Annotated in this window: 18 protein-coding genes and 1 tRNA gene; 9 read left to right on the forward strand and 10 right to left on the reverse strand. The window is 37.2% G+C overall.

From position 1 onward, the window contains the following. Positions 1 to 144 precede the first annotated feature (144 nt). The 6 genes from ACY2RU_RS04215 to ACY2RU_RS04240 all read left to right on the forward strand — a co-directional run bounded on the left by ACY2RU_RS04215 (position 145) and on the right by ACY2RU_RS04240 (position 7,162). Positions 145 to 1,386, forward strand: coding sequence for an MFS transporter (locus ACY2RU_RS04215; RefSeq protein ID WP_490137155.1), 1,242 nt, complete (start codon positions 145 to 147; stop codon positions 1,384 to 1,386). A gap of 2 nt (positions 1,387 to 1,388) precedes the next feature. Beyond that, positions 1,389 to 2,282: an ROK family protein gene (locus tag ACY2RU_RS04220; protein ID WP_490137156.1), complete on the forward strand. Its 894-nt coding sequence runs from the start codon at positions 1,389 to 1,391 to the stop codon at positions 2,280 to 2,282. Between the two features lie 46 nt (positions 2,283 to 2,328). Further along, entirely contained in the window at positions 2,329 to 3,321 is a 993-nt protein-coding gene (locus ACY2RU_RS04225; protein WP_490137471.1) for a glycosyl hydrolase family 18 protein, read from the forward strand. Between the two features lie 43 nt (positions 3,322 to 3,364). Continuing rightward, complete coding sequence (locus tag ACY2RU_RS04230) at positions 3,365 to 4,282, forward strand: ROK family protein (protein WP_490137157.1); 918 nt, start codon at positions 3,365 to 3,367, stop codon at positions 4,280 to 4,282. Next, a complete protein-coding gene (locus ACY2RU_RS04235; RefSeq protein WP_490137158.1) occupies positions 4,279 to 6,060 on the forward strand; it encodes a glycoside hydrolase family 9 protein in 1,782 nt (593 codons plus the stop codon). Before ACY2RU_RS04230 ends, ACY2RU_RS04235 begins: the two co-directional genes overlap by 4 nt. 109 nt (positions 6,061 to 6,169) lie before the next feature. Then, positions 6,170 to 7,162, forward strand: coding sequence for a LacI family DNA-binding transcriptional regulator (locus ACY2RU_RS04240; RefSeq protein ID WP_490137159.1), 993 nt, complete (start codon positions 6,170 to 6,172; stop codon positions 7,160 to 7,162). 183 nt (positions 7,163 to 7,345) lie between these two features. Here ACY2RU_RS04240 and mobB read toward each other — a convergent pair whose 3' ends face one another. The 9 genes from mobB to ACY2RU_RS04285 all read right to left on the reverse strand — a co-directional run bounded on the left by mobB (position 7,346) and on the right by ACY2RU_RS04285 (position 14,558). Continuing rightward, positions 7,346 to 8,365 carry a MobB family relaxase gene (mobB, locus tag ACY2RU_RS04245; protein WP_490137160.1) on the reverse strand — a complete coding sequence of 340 codons (1,020 nt, stop codon included), beginning with the start codon at positions 8,363 to 8,365 and terminating at the stop codon, positions 7,346 to 7,348. Between the two features lie 3 nt (positions 8,366 to 8,368). Continuing rightward, positions 8,369 to 8,920 carry a BfmA/BtgA family mobilization protein gene (locus tag ACY2RU_RS04250; RefSeq protein WP_490137161.1) on the reverse strand — a complete coding sequence of 184 codons (552 nt, stop codon included), beginning with the start codon at positions 8,918 to 8,920 and terminating at the stop codon, positions 8,369 to 8,371. A 555-nt stretch (positions 8,921 to 9,475) separates the two neighbouring features. Beyond that, positions 9,476 to 9,673, reverse strand: coding sequence for a hypothetical protein (locus ACY2RU_RS04255; protein WP_490137162.1), 198 nt, complete (start codon positions 9,671 to 9,673; stop codon positions 9,476 to 9,478). A 17-nt stretch (positions 9,674 to 9,690) separates the two neighbouring features. Next, complete coding sequence (locus ACY2RU_RS04260; protein ID WP_490137163.1) at positions 9,691 to 10,140, reverse strand: JAB domain-containing protein; 450 nt, start codon at positions 10,138 to 10,140, stop codon at positions 9,691 to 9,693. A 74-nt stretch (positions 10,141 to 10,214) separates the two neighbouring features. Further along, a complete protein-coding gene (locus tag ACY2RU_RS04265; RefSeq protein ID WP_490137164.1) occupies positions 10,215 to 10,559 on the reverse strand; it encodes a single-stranded DNA-binding protein in 345 nt (114 codons plus the stop codon). 742 nt (positions 10,560 to 11,301) lie between these two features. Then, complete coding sequence (locus ACY2RU_RS04270) at positions 11,302 to 11,853, reverse strand: hypothetical protein (protein WP_490137165.1); 552 nt, start codon at positions 11,851 to 11,853, stop codon at positions 11,302 to 11,304. An 11-nt stretch (positions 11,854 to 11,864) separates the two neighbouring features. Next, on the reverse strand, positions 11,865 to 12,032 hold the full coding sequence (locus tag ACY2RU_RS04275) for a hypothetical protein (RefSeq protein WP_490137166.1): 168 nt from the start codon (positions 12,030 to 12,032) through the stop codon (positions 11,865 to 11,867). Between the two features lie 265 nt (positions 12,033 to 12,297). Then, on the reverse strand, positions 12,298 to 14,094 hold the full coding sequence (locus ACY2RU_RS04280) for a ParB/RepB/Spo0J family partition protein (RefSeq protein ID WP_490137167.1): 1,797 nt from the start codon (positions 14,092 to 14,094) through the stop codon (positions 12,298 to 12,300). Positions 14,095 to 14,476: 382 nt separating this feature from the next. Beyond that, positions 14,477 to 14,558 (reverse strand) — tRNA-Leu (locus tag ACY2RU_RS04285). A 333-nt stretch (positions 14,559 to 14,891) separates the two neighbouring features. Here ACY2RU_RS04285 and ACY2RU_RS04290 point away from each other — a divergent pair. The 3 genes from ACY2RU_RS04290 (at position 14,892) to ACY2RU_RS04300 (ending at position 17,051) form a co-directional block, all read left to right on the forward strand. After that, positions 14,892 to 16,280, forward strand: a complete 1,389-nt coding sequence (locus ACY2RU_RS04290; RefSeq protein WP_490137168.1) for a dipeptidase — start codon at positions 14,892 to 14,894, stop codon at positions 16,278 to 16,280. Positions 16,281 to 16,419: 139 nt separating this feature from the next. Beyond that, a complete protein-coding gene (locus tag ACY2RU_RS04295) occupies positions 16,420 to 16,887 on the forward strand; it encodes a tetratricopeptide repeat protein (protein ID WP_490137169.1) in 468 nt (155 codons plus the stop codon). After that, complete coding sequence (locus ACY2RU_RS04300; protein ID WP_490137170.1) at positions 16,884 to 17,051, forward strand: hypothetical protein; 168 nt, start codon at positions 16,884 to 16,886, stop codon at positions 17,049 to 17,051. The genes ACY2RU_RS04295 and ACY2RU_RS04300 overlap by 4 nt, the downstream gene beginning before the upstream one ends. A 19-nt stretch (positions 17,052 to 17,070) precedes the next feature. On the opposite strand, the gene ACY2RU_RS04305 is transcribed toward ACY2RU_RS04300, so the two are convergent. Further along, positions 17,071 to 17,652, reverse strand: a complete 582-nt coding sequence (locus tag ACY2RU_RS04305; protein WP_490137171.1) for a PhnA domain-containing protein — start codon at positions 17,650 to 17,652, stop codon at positions 17,071 to 17,073. Positions 17,653 to 17,756: the final 104 nt, after the last annotated feature.

A 17,756-nucleotide genomic window follows, 5' to 3' on the forward strand; every position in this document is an offset into this window, starting at 1 on the left:
AAATTTAATTTTAAAATATAAATTACTGTTTATCAAATAAATAAAATTTATTATTTATGCAATTTATTGCACTAATAATAAAAATTAATATATTTGTATTGTTAATAAAAACAATCTAATGAACTCAAAAACCACAATCGCACCATGAGAAACAATAAAATTTTAGTATTAATACTGGTAACTTTCTTTGTCATATCTTTTTTGACCAATATTTTAAGTGCATTAAACCCCAGTGTTACCGACAGTTTTGGTCTAAACAATAAAATGTCAGCTTTTTTGCCTTTTTCTTTTTTTATTGCCTATGGTATTATGTCTATTCCTGCTGGTTTTTTGGTAGAGCGGTATGGCGAAAAAAAACTGATGATGGGTGCATTTTTGATCGCCTTTTTGGCTTCTGCCATGTTTGCCCGATATCCCAGTTTCCCAGTATTTCTTATGGCCTTATTTGCCATAGGTACGGGAATGGCTGTACTACAGGTAGTTATCAATCCGCTACTGCGTACTACGGGCGGTGAAGAAAACTATGCCTTTACCTCTGTATTGGGGCAATTGGTCTTTGGTTTGGCATCATTTGCGGCCCCGTTGGTATATTCTTGGTTGGTAACCAATATGGGTACCAGAAACAGTTCCAATTGGCTAATTAATACCTTGTCACATATTACCTCGAAAGACCTGTCGTGGGTATCAGTTTATTGGCTGTTTGCAGCTATCAGTCTTTTAATGCTCCTTCTAATATTTCTGATGCGTTTTCCAAAAGTACAGTTGTCCGACGATGAAAAAGCCGGGGCTAAACACAGCTATATCGAACTGTTCAAGAACAAACTGGCACTCCTTTATTTTTTCGGCATTTTTGCCTATGTGGGCACCGAACAAGGCATTTCTTATTGGATGAGTAAATTTTTGAACGAGTACCACGGTTTTGACTACGAAACTACTGGAGCCGTTGCTGTGGGCAATTTTTGGGGATTGATGACCATTGGAGGCATTGTAGGCTTAATCCTGTTGAAATTTTTTGATAGCAAAATTGTATTGAGGGTGTTTACAGGTTTTTCTATTTTGCTGTTTGGCGTTGCCTTGTTCACCACACATCCTAAAACTGCTTTATATGCCTTTCAGGTTTGTGGGTTTTTCCTTTCGGTCATGTATCCAATCATCATTTCATTAGCATTGAATTCCATCAGTAAAAACCATGGTGCTTTTACCGGAATATTAATGACTGGCATTATGGGAGGTGCAGTAGTACAATTGCTGGTAGGCTTTGTGAGCGATTACACTTCTTTACGATTTGGTATGGCTACTGTATTTATTGTATTAGCCTATATTCTAAGTGTTAGTTTTTGGGCAAAACCAATCATAAAAAATAAAACTATAAAACTAAATAAATAAACATGTCATTGTTACAGTTAAAAAGATTGAACCTTATTTGTATTGATTTAGGAGGAACAAAAATAAACGCAGGGTTTGTCAAGGACGGGAAAGTGTCCAGAAGAGTGTTCAAAAAACTGCCCAAAGAACTCAAAAAAGAAAAAGAGTTGATCGATTCAATAATCGATATCATAAACCAATTAAAAAAAGAAGCTTATATAGATGCTATCTGTATTGGCGTTCCAAGTATCTTGGACAAAGAAAATGGTGTGATATACGAAATACAGAATATTCCCGACTGTGAAGAGGTAAAACTAAGCAAATTATTGAACCAAGAATTCAAGGTTCCAATTCTGTTGGAAAATGATGCCAACTGTTTTGCATTGGGAGAATACTATTTCGGGAATAGTGCTGAAAATATGGTAGGGATTTGTTTAGGTACCGGATTGGGCGCAGGCATTATTAACGAGGGCAAATTGGTTAGTGGTTCTTATTGCGGTGCTGGCGAGTTTGGTATGATGCCCTATAAAGATGGCATTGTTGAAGATTATTGCAGCGGCAAGTTTTTCCTCAACAACGGCACTACGGGTGAAGAAGCCATGGAAAAAGCTAAAAACGGCGATGCCCAAGCGTTAGAACTTTTTAATGAATTTGGTCTGCATTTGGGCAACACCGTTACCATGGTTTTACATACCGTATGTCCCGAAAAAATAGTTATTGGGGGCTCTGTGGCACAATCGCATATATATTTTAACAAGGCTTTCCAAAAAACCATAGCCGATTTTACCTATAAAAAAGTACTCCAAAACCTGAACATTGCCTATTCCGACAATCCAGATATTTTTATCCTCGGTACGGCGGCATTGGCTTTTGAAAAACTAATAACCATTAACAACAACAAACTGAATGTATTTTAGAACGAAAAAACATATACTCTCCAGTTGTCTTTTTTTGATTGTGCTTATGGCCTGCAACCCTTCCAAAGATAACGGCAAAATCACCCCTAAACCAATCAGCAAAAAAATTATTGGCTATTTCCCTTGGTGGGAAGTGAACAACAGCACCGTTATCAATCAGATAGATTTCACCAAATTGACCCACGTGAACTTGGCATTCGTGAATCCTACTTCCGCCACCGGAAACGGTGCATTGAAATTTTCCGAAAATGTATCGAATAGCCAACTTGAAAACCTGATTGACATAATCGGAATCGAAAATCCGGATATAGAAATATGGATGTCCTTGGGAGGTGCTGGTGCAGGACAAAACTATTGGGGGCCACTATTAGACAACGAAAACAACAGAGCCGGCTTGATAGAAGGTATTATGGATTTTTTAGAAACCTATCAGTTGCAAGGTGTTGACGTTGATTTGGAACATGACGACATTGTTAATACCAACAACCAATACAACCATTTTATAACGGAATTAAAACCAGTGCTATCAGCTAATGATAAAGGCTTAAGTGCCGCTCTACCTCCAAACCATTATGGGGTTGGCATACGAAACATCTCTAATCAGGCCATGCAAAACTTTGATTTCATCAACGCCATGGCATATGACGAAACCGGTGCTTGGGCACCTAACAGCCCAGGCCAACACTCAAGTTACAACTTTGCAGAAACAGCGTTGGAATATTTTGAATCCAACTACAACATTCCTGATGAAAAGATAGTAGTTGGTGTTCCATTTTACGGAGTAGATTTTGACCATACTACAAATCCGGGAAGCCAAATTTCCTATAGCGACATATTAAATACCTACGGCGTAGAGGTCGCTACTATGGATAATGTAAACCAAGTTTGGTGGAACGGATCGGCCATGATGGAACAAAAGGTACAATTGGTTTATGACGAAAATGCATCAGGAATCATGATATGGCAACTTGCACAGGATAATTTTGCGGGATATTCTTTATTAAATCTTATTTATAACAAATGCCAAACACTGGAATAAGAATCATTATATTAGAAACCGTGAATACCAAATAGTTAATACAATGAAAGTAAAAAAAACAGATAACGGCAATAGAAAAGAAAAATCAGTAGTAGGTGTGTTTTTGGAAGGTACTACGCTCATTGCCGGAAAGGTAGTCAATGGTCGTATTGAAAAAGAGGTAAAAAAAAGAATCAATACGCGATTGACCGAAGAGGAAGTAGTTGCTGAGACTATAACGGCTATTGAAGAAGTGTTCGACAACAGTATTAAGGGTATCGGCATAGGCGTACCCAGTTTGGTAGATATCAATAGAGGTATTGTATATGATGTGCAAAAAATACCCTCGTGGAAAGAGGTGCGCATTAAAGATATCCTGGAAACAAAGTTTCAAGTCAAGGTCTATGTAAATAACGATGCCAACTGTTTTGCCGTGGGCGAAAAATATTTTGGTGTAGCAAAAAAATATGAAAACATTGTGGGACTGATATTGGGCTCAGGTGTTGGGGCAGGTATTATCTTTAAAAACCATTTGTATTCGGGTACCAACTGTGGTGCCGGCGAAATAGGATACCTACCTTACAAAGAACGCAACTTTGAATACTATTGCAGCACATCCTACTTTAAGATAAAGTATAACTTGGATTTTAATACCCTCTACAAAAGAGCCAAACAAAAAGATAAAATAGCATTGGCCATTTTTGAATACTACGGACAGGATTTGGGAAACCTCATCAAAGCAATACTGCTGATTGCCGACCCCGAAATCGTGGTCATTGGCGGTACCATTTCAAAAGCATTTCCTTTTTTTGAGAAAGAAATGCGAAAAGTGATCAAAACACACATTTATGAGCACGTATTGCCCACTTTCAAAATAAAGGCATCCAAAACGCCCGATATTGCCGTATTGGGTGCAGCAGCATTGTTTTACGATGCACAAACAGAACCTTTGATAAATACTAATAAAACACCTATAAAATGAACAAACAAATTGTTTTTATGATAGCACTCATCCTCACAACAGTTATGAGTTGCCAAAAACCCGAATCCCAAACCAATACTACACTATTGATTAACCATACTGGTTACCACAACAATGCTGTGAAGAAGGTGGTTTTACAAACCCAATCTAACCATGTTCCAAAAAATTTTAAAGTTATGGATAGCAACGACGAAATGGTCTATAATGGCTCGTTTTCTGAAGGCGGACAGATAGACCAATGGCATACCGGAAAAGCCTACGCAGGTTATTTTAGCGACCTTACTACCAATGGCACATATCGTATTGTTGCCAACCTTAACGGCAAAGACATAACGAGCAGAACGTTTACTATTGATGACAAAACACTCGCAGACAAGGCGTTGGAATTGCTGATAGAAGGTTACGAATCGCAACACCCTGCTAAAAAATATGAAGACAAAGACCGAAAGATGACCTTTTTCGGTAAGAGAAAAGATACGGTTGATGTGCACGGCGGATGGTATGATGCCTCTGGAGACGTGTCAAAGTACTTAAGCCACCTGTGCTACTCAAACTATATGCCCCCGCAGCAAACACCCATTTTTATATGGAATTTGATGGAATCTCTCGCCCATTACCAACAAAAAAGCAATGCAGACAAAGCACTGGGCGATAGAATGTTGGGTGAAATTTCCTATGGCATCGATTTTTTATTGCGAATGCAGGATGAAGAAGGCTATTTTTACCTCACCATATTCGATAATTGGTCCGGCGATCCCGAAAAAAGAGAAATATGTGCCTATAAAACCCAAGATGGCATTAGAACCGATGAATATAAAGCCGGATTTAGGGAAGGCGCTGGTATGGCCATAGCGGCACTCGCCAGATTTTCTACAATGAATACTGAAGTCAAGGGCAAAACGAGCCTGAAAGCTGCCGAAAAAGCATACAAACATTTGTTAAAATACAATCAAGCCTATATAGATAACGGTAAAGAAAACATTATTGACGACTATTGTGCATTGATTGCAACAACAGAATTGTATTCGGCAACAAAACAACCCAGCTATTTGGAGGATACCAGACAGCGAATGATACAACTTACCGAAAGAATAAGCAGTGATGAAAACTTTTCCGGTTGGTGGCGAGCCGATGATGGGGGTAAACGCCCTTATTTCCATGCCGTTGAGGCTGGGCTACCGTTAATAGCCCTTTATAAATTTCTGGAAATAGAAACCGACAAAACCCTTAAAGACAAAGCCATCAATGCCATTCGACAATCTTTTGATTTTGAAGTCCAAATTACCCATGAAGTTAACAACCCTTTTGGCTACCCGAGACAATATGTAAAGGCTACGAACGAAAACCAAAAGCGTTCAGCTTTTTTTATTCCGCACCAAAACGAAACTGGTTATTGGTGGCAAGGTGAAGACGCCCGTTTGGCTTCTTATGTAGCGGCTTTTCATCTAATACACCCTTACTTAAATCAAAAACAAAAGCAACAGGCACGGGAGTTTACAAGCAACCATTTGAACTGGATTTTTGGTCTGAATCCTTATGATATCTGTATGGTTGACGGATTGGGACATAACAATCCCGATTATTTTGCAGAAGACACCCATTTTAATTTTAAGGGAGGTGTTGCCAACGGCATTACAGCAGGATTTGAAAATGAAAACGATATTGCCTATATGCCCACGCCCTATGATGTTGACCCAGCTCAAAACTGGCGTTGGGCAGAACAGTGGATGCCCCATGCCGCATGGTTGATACTGGCGTTAACTTCATCAGCAAATTAAAGGTAAATAGAATAAATGTTGTCCTATAGATAGATTTATATCATTCATATAAAGAATATTTAGGTAAAATTGTACCTTGTCGCCAATACAATTCATAACTTGATATATATTGAAAAAAAAACAAAATGTAACCGTTGATGCCATAGCCAAATCCATAGGTATTTCGGCATCTACCGTATCCAGGGCGTTGAACGACCATGCCAACATAAGTAAGAAAACGAAAGAAAAGGTATGGAATGCAGCCAGAACAATGGGATATTTTTCCGATTTGCCCGATTATATCAAGAAACAAAAAAGAAACGTATTCTTTTTGGTGGATAGATATACCGACAAGTGTGACTATAGGTTTATTGCACTTGTTCAGGAATACCTTATTCAACAAGACATCCAGTGTGCTATACAACTGCTCACCACCAACAAAAGTCTTGATGCTTTTTTTGACGCCGTAACAGATGTCAGAACCGTATCGATAATCAGTTTGTTGACTCGTACCAACTATATAAAAAACATTGGTGCTTACTGCAAAAGAGAAAGTATTTCATTTGTGGTTATCAATCATATGGATGTCGAAGTTAGCTCAACTACCACTACCATTACAACAGATTTTTATAATGGTGCCCAGATAGCTGCCAAACATTTGCAATTTCAAAACCTTAAAAATATTGCTTTGGTAACTACTGAGACCCATCCTTATATAAATTCAAGTATCCAATCCGGTTTTGAAGCCTTTTTTGCAAACTCTGATGTCTATCATGAAATAGTAGCTGTTACTATAGATGAAAAAGGTACGGAAACAGCTTTCGCTCAAATGTTGGGAAAGGCTTCTTTTGATGGTTTTATTTGTACAGACTATTTTATGGCCTGTCAATTAGATATTTTTTTACAGACCCATACTGCCAATACTAAAAAGCCTGTTATTGTGAGCTTTAGGAAAGAATTACCTGGAGAATACACTGTACCTCACATATCTACTGTAGCGTATTCTTTGACCAATATTGCAGAAAAGGCGATACATTTTTTAAACAAGGTAGTCCATAAAAAACCTACGGAAAACAACGCTATTATTGAGCCAATGAAATTAGTTATCAGGAATTTTTCCTAAAAAGAAGACAATATTTTTTGATATGAAGAAAGACACTTGGCCTTTACGTTTTCGAGGGTTAAAGATTCTATCAATTTCCCAAAGCTTGAAATGGTAATTCTGTCGTAATAAATTATAAAGTGGTTGATGTAACTCTGTATTTATCGGATAATAAGTCGCCATTTGTAGATAACCTTGTAAAATTTATATTCCAACAGAACCTGAATCAATACCCTTTTCAATGCCTCTTTTCAGTTTCATCAATGCCTTGAATGCTAGTTGAACCTTGTTTGTAGGGATGTTGGGAATATGTATGCCTGATTTGTGCAACAGTTGGAAGGCCACTTGCCTTTCTGTGGTGGGTAATCCTGCCATGATAGCAAAAAACTTCTTGAGGTCTTTTATAAATAGATTCTTGCCCTGATAGCTTTCTACAAAGTTTCTATTGTAGTAAAATGTCCTGTCAAAGGTCTTTTCGGCTGCTTTAAAGAACTTGTCCCTATCAAATCCTCGTTTTACATCCTTTCCGTTAAGTTCCGTTTCTGATGCCCTGTATTTTGAACCAGGGGACAGGCTATAGGAGTTGCTCATGTCCCTTCTGCTGGCAATGATATGGATATGGGTCTGGTACCCTTCTTTTTTCATCCCGTTTACTATGCGCTTGCCGTTCTGTTGGTGTGGGGCTTCTTTTTCCAGTTTGGCAATCCTCAACTTCAACTTGTCGATATTTCCTTTGGCTTCGCCTTGTTCTATCTGCCGTATCTCTTTTTTAAGTTCCAGTATCTTATTGGCATATGGTTGGTTCTCCTGTATCTTTTTATCTGTTTCCTTATAAAAGCGCTCATGTTCAATCTTGGCATAGTATTTTATATCATTAACAGTCTTTTTTGGTTCCCTGTTGAACGATTCGGCATAATCTTTCATAATTTCACGAGTGTATTCCCGCAATTTTTCAGAATCGTTGCCGATATGCTTTAATTCTCGTTGAGTGGGGCTAACCACCATAGAATAAAATTTTGGGGCGTTTTTTTCCAATTTAGCTGTGTTCCCGTCAATTTCTTGTATCACCTGTTCAATAGCTATTGTATCCTCATATTGGTTAAAGAAATGTTCTTGCTGTTCTGGCGTCTTGCCTTCATTCTCTTTTTCAAGATAATTGGCAAAACCTCGAACACTTCCCTTAAAACTGCCTCCCCGATATTGTGCTGTAATAGCGATGTACATGGTTTATATATTTTTTACTGTTCTTTTGAGTCTTTCGATCTCTCCTTCAGTAAGTTCCAACCGTAAATGTTTCTTCCCGAAACTTCTCTTTACAATCTTGACCTTGTCCAGCACATAGTTAAAATCCTTTTTTAAAGAGTCCATTTTGTCCTCTAACCTTTCATAACGGATTTTGGGTACTGTAACCTCGATATGCTCCTGTTCTAGTCCATCCACCGAGCTTTGACTCTTAAAATGCTCAATCCATTCTTCCATTTCGTCCTCGTCTTCCTCCTGCTGTTCGAATAAGGACAACAACATGGCATTGGTAGGTTTGGTCTGGTTCTTTTCTATGTCCTTGATGATGGCTATGGTCGCCTCAGTGCGTTTGCGGTTTTTTAGGACTTCCTGTACCAGGCTCTTTCCATACCGCTCGGAGGGTATAAAGCCATGCCACTCAAAAAAGTCCATGACCATATCCAAAGTCCTAGAATAACTTTTACTTACTTTTTTCGAAAAGCTCTTAAACCGTTTGGCGGTCTTTCGTTTGAACCGTATGGTATAAAAGTTATCCATTTTTTTGTTTGTCTAATACCCAATTGGGTCAATTTTTTTAAGTGTTTATAAGGGGTTTAGAGGTATTTGACCCAATTTCCATTCTTTCTCTTTTTTTGTAAAAACCCGAATCTCTTATAAACAGGGGCTTTACAGAGCAAAATAGATACGTAACGGGGCGTGAGCCCGTTACCCTCTTGCTCTTCGATTTCGTCATGCTTTAGCATGACAAAATTTTCGAACAACCTGACTAAAAAGTCAGTTGCTTTTTTACGGAATTTACATTCCGTTTAAACTGTTATTTGATATGTACGGTCAAAAGGAAAGTCAAATCAAAAGTGTTTAACCGTACTTAAATATGCTGTATTCCAGCCTTATAAATGTATTGTTTTTACGGATAAAATAAAAACGTAATTCGGCATCAAATGATACGATTCGATATTAAAAAATATGATTTTTGGGGAAATTGAAATTTGGAGCGTCAAATTTTAAAATGTTCGGAGTTTAATTATTCAATATGATACAAATTAAAAGACCCTTGAAAATCAAAGGTCTTTATGATTATTGTATGTGAGATTAAATATTAAACACATATTGATAGTTATATAAATTTCGTGTCGCTTCTTCTTCCAATAGAGCATCATAATCCAAATAATGTTCCTTGGCATAGGCTTTAAGGTTCTCCCCAAATTTATTTTCTATATCTTCTTTAGATACCAATAACAAATGTTGTTGGGTTTCGTCGTCGAGATTGTTATAATTTAAATAGACCATGATTTGTGTGCTTAAAATTATAAATCTCCGTTATCTGCGAAACTGTAATAGCTCCCATCGGGTGTTATAATCAAATGGTCCAAAACCATGATGTCAAAAAACTGGGCTGCTTTTTTGATTTTTTCCGTTAGCCTTTTATCCGCTTCACTTGGTTTTAGTTTATTTGAGGGGTGATTGTGCGAAATAATTATCCCAACACTTAAAGATTTTAAAATGACCGCAAACAGTATGCGTAAATCGACCAATGTCCCTGTAATTCCGCCAGTTGACAATTCGTAAATGCCTTTTACTTTATTGCTGTTGTTCAATAATAATACCTTAAAAGATTCTTGCAATCCTATGGTGTTTTTATTCCAATGTTCAAAGAGTAGTTCAGCAGTATCCAGTGAAGAATTGATTTTGGGTGATTTTAGTGTGCTCACCTTCTCTTTGTAACTTATCTGTATTTCGTTAACTTTGTCTTTCATTGTTTTTCTGATTAAGATTGATAATGAAAAGAGGGCAGCACTTTCCACAGTTAATGCCCTCTTTATTTTTTGATTTACTTATCGGATTTTCCGTTTAACAATAGGATTTCATTTGCGACCACTTCGGTCACATAGCGTTGATTGCCATCGTCCGTAATGTAGGTTCTCGTTTTTAACTTGCCTACAATTCCAATTTCTTTGCCCTTGCTTACAAATTTTTCGATAATGTCCGCAGTCTTGCCCCAGGCTACAACCGTATGCCAATTGGTATCCGTTTGTTTTTCACCTTTGCCATTTTTGTAGTTTTCATTAGTTGCCAATGACAAGCGGGCTACTTTTTTACCGCTTTCAAGGTTTGTAATGGTTGGTTCTTGTCCAACGTTTCCGATTAACTGTACATGATTTTTAATTGTACTCATAACTATAGATTTAAAGATTAATATTTCCCTTTTTAAGTTTAAACTGAATTAAATTTTAAGGGGTGTTTGTTTGATTTCTTTCGTGCAGGGCACAATGGATAAAGTGGGTTTTGTCAAGACTTTTAGAACACAAATCAGGAGTGTTTGCGACGTAGTAAAATCTTTAGATTTTCAAGGAAGTAGAAACCTTATTTTTTTATAAAACTTGTATAGTCTTGATAAGTTTCATAATGGGATTAGCAATTCTTTTAAACGCATTTATGGAAGGAGCGTACAGAAAGTTAAGCGAGTGTAATAGATGTGTTTAAACTAGAAGTGTTTATGCCATGCCTGTTTTTCGCTGCCCCGAAAAACAATAAAGGCTTTATCTATTATAAACCCCTTAAAATGTATGAGGCAAAGTTTTGATTTTTAAGAATTATCGAGGAAAGACTCAAGAAGGATTTGCCGATAATTCTGTTAAGAAAATCGAGGCTTTGACTTTCCGATTTTTTATCGGACTTCATTCACAATTTTAGCACTGTAATGTAGTCCTTAGACTTTGCTCAGGATAAGTTCACCTCTCCAGCACAACAGAAAAAGTTAGCAGAATGGAAAGCTAAAACTGGGTGTGATGTCCAAGACTGATTTAGTAAAGCTCTTTGCTCGGAATGTAGCTTTTCGCGAAATGTAGAGGAATGTGCTGAATGGCTTATAAACTTGTATTCAATGAAAGCTAGTATTACTTTTGCGAGTAGCTAACTCACTCTTTAAAAAGCACTTTCTGATTTTCAGGTAGTGTCTTTTTCTCTGATTTTTCAGCACTTTTCAATTTATCTTTTAAAGCTTTTCTTCTTTTATCATAAATCCATCTTCTCAAATTATTCAAAAGCCTCATTTCATATTCCGAAAGTTCGGTTGATGCAATTTCAGTCATAGCTTTCAATTGTTCCTTTTTTCTGAATTGAGTTGCATATTGAAGCCCTAACCAGGTATAAATATTTACCCATTCGATTGGCATTGGTGCTTCATAAGTTCTAGGCATCATATATGCTAAAGTTTCTGTAAGCGATGCCATTTCTTCTTGCTGCATTGAACATAACAGTCGTGATAATGTTATATTTTTAAGTAGGTCTTTTGGTATGGTATCTTGCCAAGCAGATTTAAAAACAATGATGGGACTTGTAAGACAATCCATGAAATTGAAAACGAAATCAGTACTACGTTTTTTATTCGACTTTGATGTTTTCTTATGTGTTGGTATAGGTTCACATTCGAACCCAAAATCTAGTTGTATTAAATTAAAATTTTCCATAATGTGAGATTTTAGTTTGAATAATGGTTTAATAATGTTTGATAGTTCATCGGATGCTTGTCTCTGTAGTAAGCTAAATGGCCCTCGCCACCTTCAATAGCGTAGTTTTCACTACTTAACCGATAATGTTCTTCTGCTTCTTGCAATGAAATGTTGGGATTTTCAGATACTTGTTTCATAATGCTAAATTTTTTAGTTAAACAATATTTGAGCAGTACCCAAACGGAAGCTAAAATCTCAGCTCAAAAGGAAACGGAATAAATAAGCGTTGGATGGTGCGATGGCTTTATGCCGTAGTCTTTTGATGGGTGTATTTTACGAGTTTAACTTTGCAGCTATATTGATTGATTATTTTCCCGTTTTATAACCTTTTTCAATTGAAAAGATTATCTAAAAAAAAGAAGAGCCAGCACGAATGCTGACCCTTCCTTCCAACAACAAAAGCTAATCGTTCAAATCCTGAATTTGCTTTTCAAGACTTTCTATTCGCTCTTTCAAACGCTCTTCACGCTTGTTTTTCTTTTCCCCATATTCTTCTTCAATCTTTGCAATTTTGGTTTTATAATAACCTTGCATTGCATTGTAAAATGAAATGTTCGTTAGATTATTTACGTGATTGCTTTCTCCAAAATGCACTCGTTCGGTAAGGATAAATCGTATCAATTTATGGAAGATTTCCTTTTTGAATTTCTTTTTAAAATTCTCTACAATCTCAATTCGGGTCATTTTTGAAGTATCGCCCAACAATCCTGAAAAGTATTTTTGCTGATTCATATAATCCACGCTATTTTCATATAGCGATAATGAGAACGCTACCATTTCATCTACTGAAAGCGTCTTTTTGGTATCGATATATTTCGTTTCTCGAATCATCTGCACAACTTCTTCAAACTGTCTGTTGTTTTCGATTTGCTTTTTACGAATTTCACGTTCCTTGATTTTCTCGATTTGTTCATCTGGTAAACAATCTGCCATTTTTCTATTGGTCAATGGTACGGAATGCACTTGAGAATTATTATCGGATGCTTCTTTAATCTTCACAAATACTTCTTTTTGTAAGTACGATTCTGGATGGAATATGATACCCTTTACGAATCCGTTTTCTTCGGCTGAATTGTATGCTGTCAATTCTTCAGAATAAGTATTTGTAGCTTCCTCGAATTCTTCTTTCAACTCATCCTCTGTGTAATCGTAATGTTGATATTCTTCTTTGATTACTTCCATAGTAGGCTTAATTGGCTCTTCAATTATTTCAACATCGTCCAGAAGGTAGACCTCTAAACCGTTCTTCTCCAATTGTGAAATCACTAACTGATTGTGTTCTTCATCTACCCAATACTTTCTAATTTCAGGAATCAGAAAAATTGCTTCTTTCTTGGATTTTTCAATTAGGTTCAAGAATGACTTGTTTTTCTTAGTTTCATAACAAGCTGACTTTGTACAGACCATTTTACCATCGCCAAACAGATTACCTTGATTTGCCGCATTGAATGGACACACGTTACAAGCACCTGCTTTGGCAACCAGTTTTTTGTCGGCTACATCAAATGGTGCATTTTCTAAATTAAACGTTTGGTCTTTAATCATCCTATTAATTTGATGGGCGTTGAAATCTTCACCCATTGTTTCTAACATCATTTGTTGTTCTTCAGGCTCAAATAAAGCAACAGCTACACTTAATGAAATGGTCATTTCTCCATTCCTAACAAAGTGCTTAAAGCCTTCAATCAAACATGCCAATTTTAAACGTTGCCTTATAAAATTGTCTGTTCTCCCTAAACGCTTAGCGATTTCTGATGGTGCATATTTTTCACTCAAAAACGCAATTGCATCTGCTTCCTCAGTAGGTTCTACATCCTGTCTTTGAAGGTTTTCGATGATTTGAATTTCTAGAACATCGTTGTTCTCATATTTCCTAACAATACACGGTATGGTTTTCTTACCTGCCAATTTACTGGCACGATAACGACGTTCCCCCATTACGATTATATAATCATTTTCAGATTTTCGAACTGTTATGGGTTGAAGTACACCGTGTTCTTCAATGCTTTGAGATAGCAGCTTTAGAGACTCCTCGTTAAAAGATTTTCTCGGTTGCATGGCATCTGGAGTTATCTTCTCAATACTGAGATTTAAAACTTCCAGTCCAATTGTCTTGTTAGTCAATTTCTTTTTGACTTCTTTCTTAACTGTGGAATTTGTTTTTCCACCTTTTCTGGTACTACTTGCTTTTGTTGTCATAATACTTAAATTTTAGATTAAACAATATTTAAGCAGAACCCAAACGGAAGATAAAATCTTAGCTCAAAAGGAAACGGAATAAATAAGCAAGGGAAAGAGCGATGGCTTTATGCCGTAGTCTTTTGATGGAAGTATTTTACGAGTTTATCTTGCGGTTATATTGTATGATAATAAACTCTCCTTACGAAGAAGTAAGGTTGTGATTTACCAAAATTTATTATTCTAACTGTAAATTCATAGAGATTAAAGTCAAGTAGAATCATTTGATATCAAGACAAATGTTATCTTAAAAATACTAAAATGTTGTACCTATGTTGTACCCAAGAAATTTTAAGAGAGATTTTTAAATGAAAAAAGCCGAAGAAAATTCTTCAGCTTTTTGTACGGGTGGGGAGACTCGAACTCCCACACCTCGCGGCATCAGATCCTAAGTCTGACGTGTCTACCAATTCCACCACACCCGCATTTCAATATTTTTAACACTAATAATTAGGTTAAATCCTAAGTCTGGCGTGTCTACCAATTCCACCACGCCCGCTTTTTCAATATTTTAACACTTTGCATTAGGTTTAATCCTAAGTCTAGCATGTCTACCAGTTCCACCACATCCGCGTGATTTTCCAGTGCCCTGCAAAGGGACGGCAAATATAAACAAGATATTTTAATTTCTATATATTCTTTCTTCTAAAAATCACTCTTTTTGTACCTTAGCTGAAATCGGAAGTTTAATCCTTAAAAAAGAGATTCCCGTATTCTCGGAAAATATAATAGTTACCCGACTTCTCGGGCAGAAAGAAATGAAAAGCGCTACATCTTATATTCAAGAAAACAAAGACAGATTTCTAAAAGAACTTGTCGAACTCCTTAAAATACCAAGTATTTCGGCAGATTCGGCGTATAAAAATGACGTGATCCGCACCGCTGATGTTATAAAAACCAGCTTAGAAAAAGCAGGTTGTGATCATGTTGAGATCTGTGAAACTCCCGGATATCCTATTGTTTACGGAGAAAAAATAATCGATAAAAACCTGCCAACTGTACTCGTTTATGGTCATTATGACGTACAACCACCTGATCCTATCGACCTTTGGGACAGTCCGCCATTCGAGCCAATCATCAAAAAAACCGAACTTCATCCAGAGGGTGCCATTTTTGCTCGTGGGAGTTGCGACGATAAAGGGCAAATGTATATGCACGTTAAGGCGATGGAGTATATGACCGAAACGGGGCAGCTTCCGTGTAATGTAAAATTTATGATCGAAGGCGAGGAAGAAGTAGGAAGCGAAAGCCTTGGCTGGTTTGTTGAACGCAATCAAGACAAACTTGCTAACGACGTTATTCTTATTAGTGATACCGGAATGATCGCCAACGACGTGCCTTCTATCACTACAGGTCTTCGTGGTTTGAGTTATGTAGAAGTTGAAGTTACAGGTCCAAATCGCGATTTACACAGTGGCTTGTACGGTGGTGCCGTAGCCAATCCGATCAACATTCTTACAAAAATGATCGCTTCCTTACACGATGAAAATAATCATATTACTATTCCTGGTTTTTATGATGATGTGATCGAATTAACTTCCGAAGAACGCGCAAAAATGGCCGAAGCACCTTTCAGTAAAGAAAATTATTGCAAAGCACTGGCTATTGAAGACGTGTATGGTGAAAAAGGCTATACAACGAACGAACGCAATTCAATACGCCCTACGTTAGACGTTAATGGTATCTGGGGTGGTTATACAGGTGAAGGCGCCAAAACAGTGATCGCCAGCAAAGCATTTGCAAAGATCAGTATGCGTTTGGTACCAGACCAAGACTGGAAAGTCATTACAGAACTTTTTAAAAAACACTTTGAAAGCATTGCTCCTAAAGGCGTGACGGTTAAAGTAAAACCACATCACGGCGGACAAGCATACGTGACACCAATTGATAGTGTAGCATATCGCGCAGCCGAAAAAGCCTATGAAAAGACCTTCGGAAAAACACCAATCCCACAACGCAGCGGAGGAAGTATTCCTATTGTGGCGTTATTTGAAAAAGAACTAAAAAGCAAAACCGTATTGATGGGCTTCGGCTTAGATAGTGACGCTATTCACTCGCCAAACGAACATTTTGGTGTGTGGAATTATCTAAAAGGTATTGAGACTATTCCGCAGTTTTACCATTATTTTACAGAGATGAATTCATGATCCTCCTTTAGTGTATTACTAATTTAATTCAAGTTCACATTCAATAATTTAGCTATCTTTATGTACTAACTAACAATCAAGTACAACAGCCATAAAACAAAAAGATAGTTTCGGGAATGAGCTGAAAAGACGTAATGTCGTGAAGGCTTCCATTTCCTATGTGGTTGTGTCATGGTTAATAATTAGGATCGTTTCGCTGCTGGGTGATATTCTTGAAGCGCCTATTTGGGTCACAAAAGGAGTGTTTTTTCTATTACTCGCTGGTTTTCCCATCTGTATTCTTATCGCTTGGATCTATGAACTAACTCCCAATGGGATCAAAAGAACAAGTCAGGTTTCAGAATCGGTTTCGCTTCGGAAAAAAGGAATTTTATTAGACCCCGTTAACCAAAATAACTATCACGGTTTAGCCAATGCGTACTATTATAATAAACAATACAAAAAAGCAGAAACCCTTATTAGAGAGTCTTTGGACTTAGATCCAAATCAAGAATGCTCCTATTTTTTATTAGCTATACTTTTACAAATGCAAGGTCGATATGATGCAGCACTTGTTATACCGAAAAAGAACTTATTGAAGGTTTTTTGCCTCATTCAAAAGCTATGATATATCACCTAAATGGTAATCAGAAAGAGGCCGATAAGGTTTTTTATTGGTTAAAAAAAGCGAATGAGTATCATGATTTCGGACTCATAGAGTCAAAAATTGAACTTTTGCTAGATCCATTCAGAAAAGACGCCCCGATGGCAATGCTTTTCAGAAAAACTTGACTTTAAATAAACCCAAGAATTAGATCTTTTTCACATATTCAGTGATGATCACGATCTGTTGTCCGTCGACCTTTCCTTCAATATAAGTTTCATTTTCATGATCCAACGAAATACGTCGCACTGCCGTACCTTGCTTTGCGATCATACTACTCCCCTTAACTTTTAGGTCTTTAATAAGCACCACATTGTCACCTGCCTCAAGAATAACCCCGTTTGCGTCACGGTGTACTAAAGCATTTGAAGTGTCTTCTGCATCCCCTGCAGCTGCTGCCCATTCCAGTTGTTGCTCGTCCATATACATCATATCCAACAAGTCTTGCGACCAGCCATACGATTTTAACCGATGTAACATACGCCAAGACATTACCTGAACTGGCGCAGCCTCATTCCACATGCTGTCGTTTAAACAACGCCAATGGTTTTGATCGCGTTCTTCAGCATCGAATCCCTCAATGCACGTTTTACAAGCCAAAACTGCTGTATCAGCTCCTTCGATCCGTGAAGGCGTATTTGGAACCTCATAAACCGAGGTATGTTCAACATTTCCGCAAAATTCGCAAACATCATTTGCACGTTTTTTTACTTCTCTTTCAACACTCATGGTTACTATTTTGGGCAAATATAACCCAATCTTCGGAAGAATTTCTCAAAAAAGTTAGTTCTATGTTTGTAGAATTAAAATTTTATTCTACATTTGTAGAGCAA

The organism is Ulvibacter sp. 2305UL32-6, from assembly GCF_058148545.1.

Bases quoted from the DNA above. Each gene is read 5' to 3' on its own strand.
- ACY2RU_RS04235 (WP_490137158.1), top strand. From the start codon at position 4,279: ATGAACAAACAAATTGTTTTTATGATAGCACTCATCCTCACAACAGTT.
- ACY2RU_RS04305 (WP_490137171.1), bottom strand. From the start codon at position 17,652: ATGAGTGTTGAAAGAGAAGTAAAAAAACGTGCAAATGATGTTTGCGAA.
- ACY2RU_RS04215 (WP_490137155.1), top strand. From the start codon at position 145: ATGAGAAACAATAAAATTTTAGTATTAATACTGGTAACTTTCTTTGTC.
- ACY2RU_RS04280 (WP_490137167.1), bottom strand. From the start codon at position 14,094: ATGACAACAAAAGCAAGTAGTACCAGAAAAGGTGGAAAAACAAATTCC.
- ACY2RU_RS04230 (WP_490137157.1), top strand. From the start codon at position 3,365: ATGAAAGTAAAAAAAACAGATAACGGCAATAGAAAAGAAAAATCAGTA.
- ACY2RU_RS04290 (WP_490137168.1), top strand. From the start codon at position 14,892: ATGAAAAGCGCTACATCTTATATTCAAGAAAACAAAGACAGATTTCTA.
- ACY2RU_RS04255 (WP_490137162.1), bottom strand. From the start codon at position 9,673: ATGGTCTATTTAAATTATAACAATCTCGACGACGAAACCCAACAACAT.
- ACY2RU_RS04225 (WP_490137471.1), top strand. From the start codon at position 2,329: ATGGCCTGCAACCCTTCCAAAGATAACGGCAAAATCACCCCTAAACCA.
- ACY2RU_RS04265 (WP_490137164.1), bottom strand. From the start codon at position 10,559: ATGAGTACAATTAAAAATCATGTACAGTTAATCGGAAACGTTGGACAA.
- ACY2RU_RS04270 (WP_490137165.1), bottom strand. From the start codon at position 11,853: ATGGAAAATTTTAATTTAATACAACTAGATTTTGGGTTCGAATGTGAA.
- ACY2RU_RS04300 (WP_490137170.1), top strand. From the start codon at position 16,884: ATGATATATCACCTAAATGGTAATCAGAAAGAGGCCGATAAGGTTTTT.
- ACY2RU_RS04250 (WP_490137161.1), bottom strand. From the start codon at position 8,920: ATGGATAACTTTTATACCATACGGTTCAAACGAAAGACCGCCAAACGG.
- ACY2RU_RS04220 (WP_490137156.1), top strand. From the start codon at position 1,389: ATGTCATTGTTACAGTTAAAAAGATTGAACCTTATTTGTATTGATTTA.
- mobB (WP_490137160.1), bottom strand. From the start codon at position 8,365: ATGTACATCGCTATTACAGCACAATATCGGGGAGGCAGTTTTAAGGGA.
- ACY2RU_RS04275 (WP_490137166.1), bottom strand. From the start codon at position 12,032: ATGAAACAAGTATCTGAAAATCCCAACATTTCATTGCAAGAAGCAGAA.
- ACY2RU_RS04260 (WP_490137163.1), bottom strand. From the start codon at position 10,140: ATGAAAGACAAAGTTAACGAAATACAGATAAGTTACAAAGAGAAGGTG.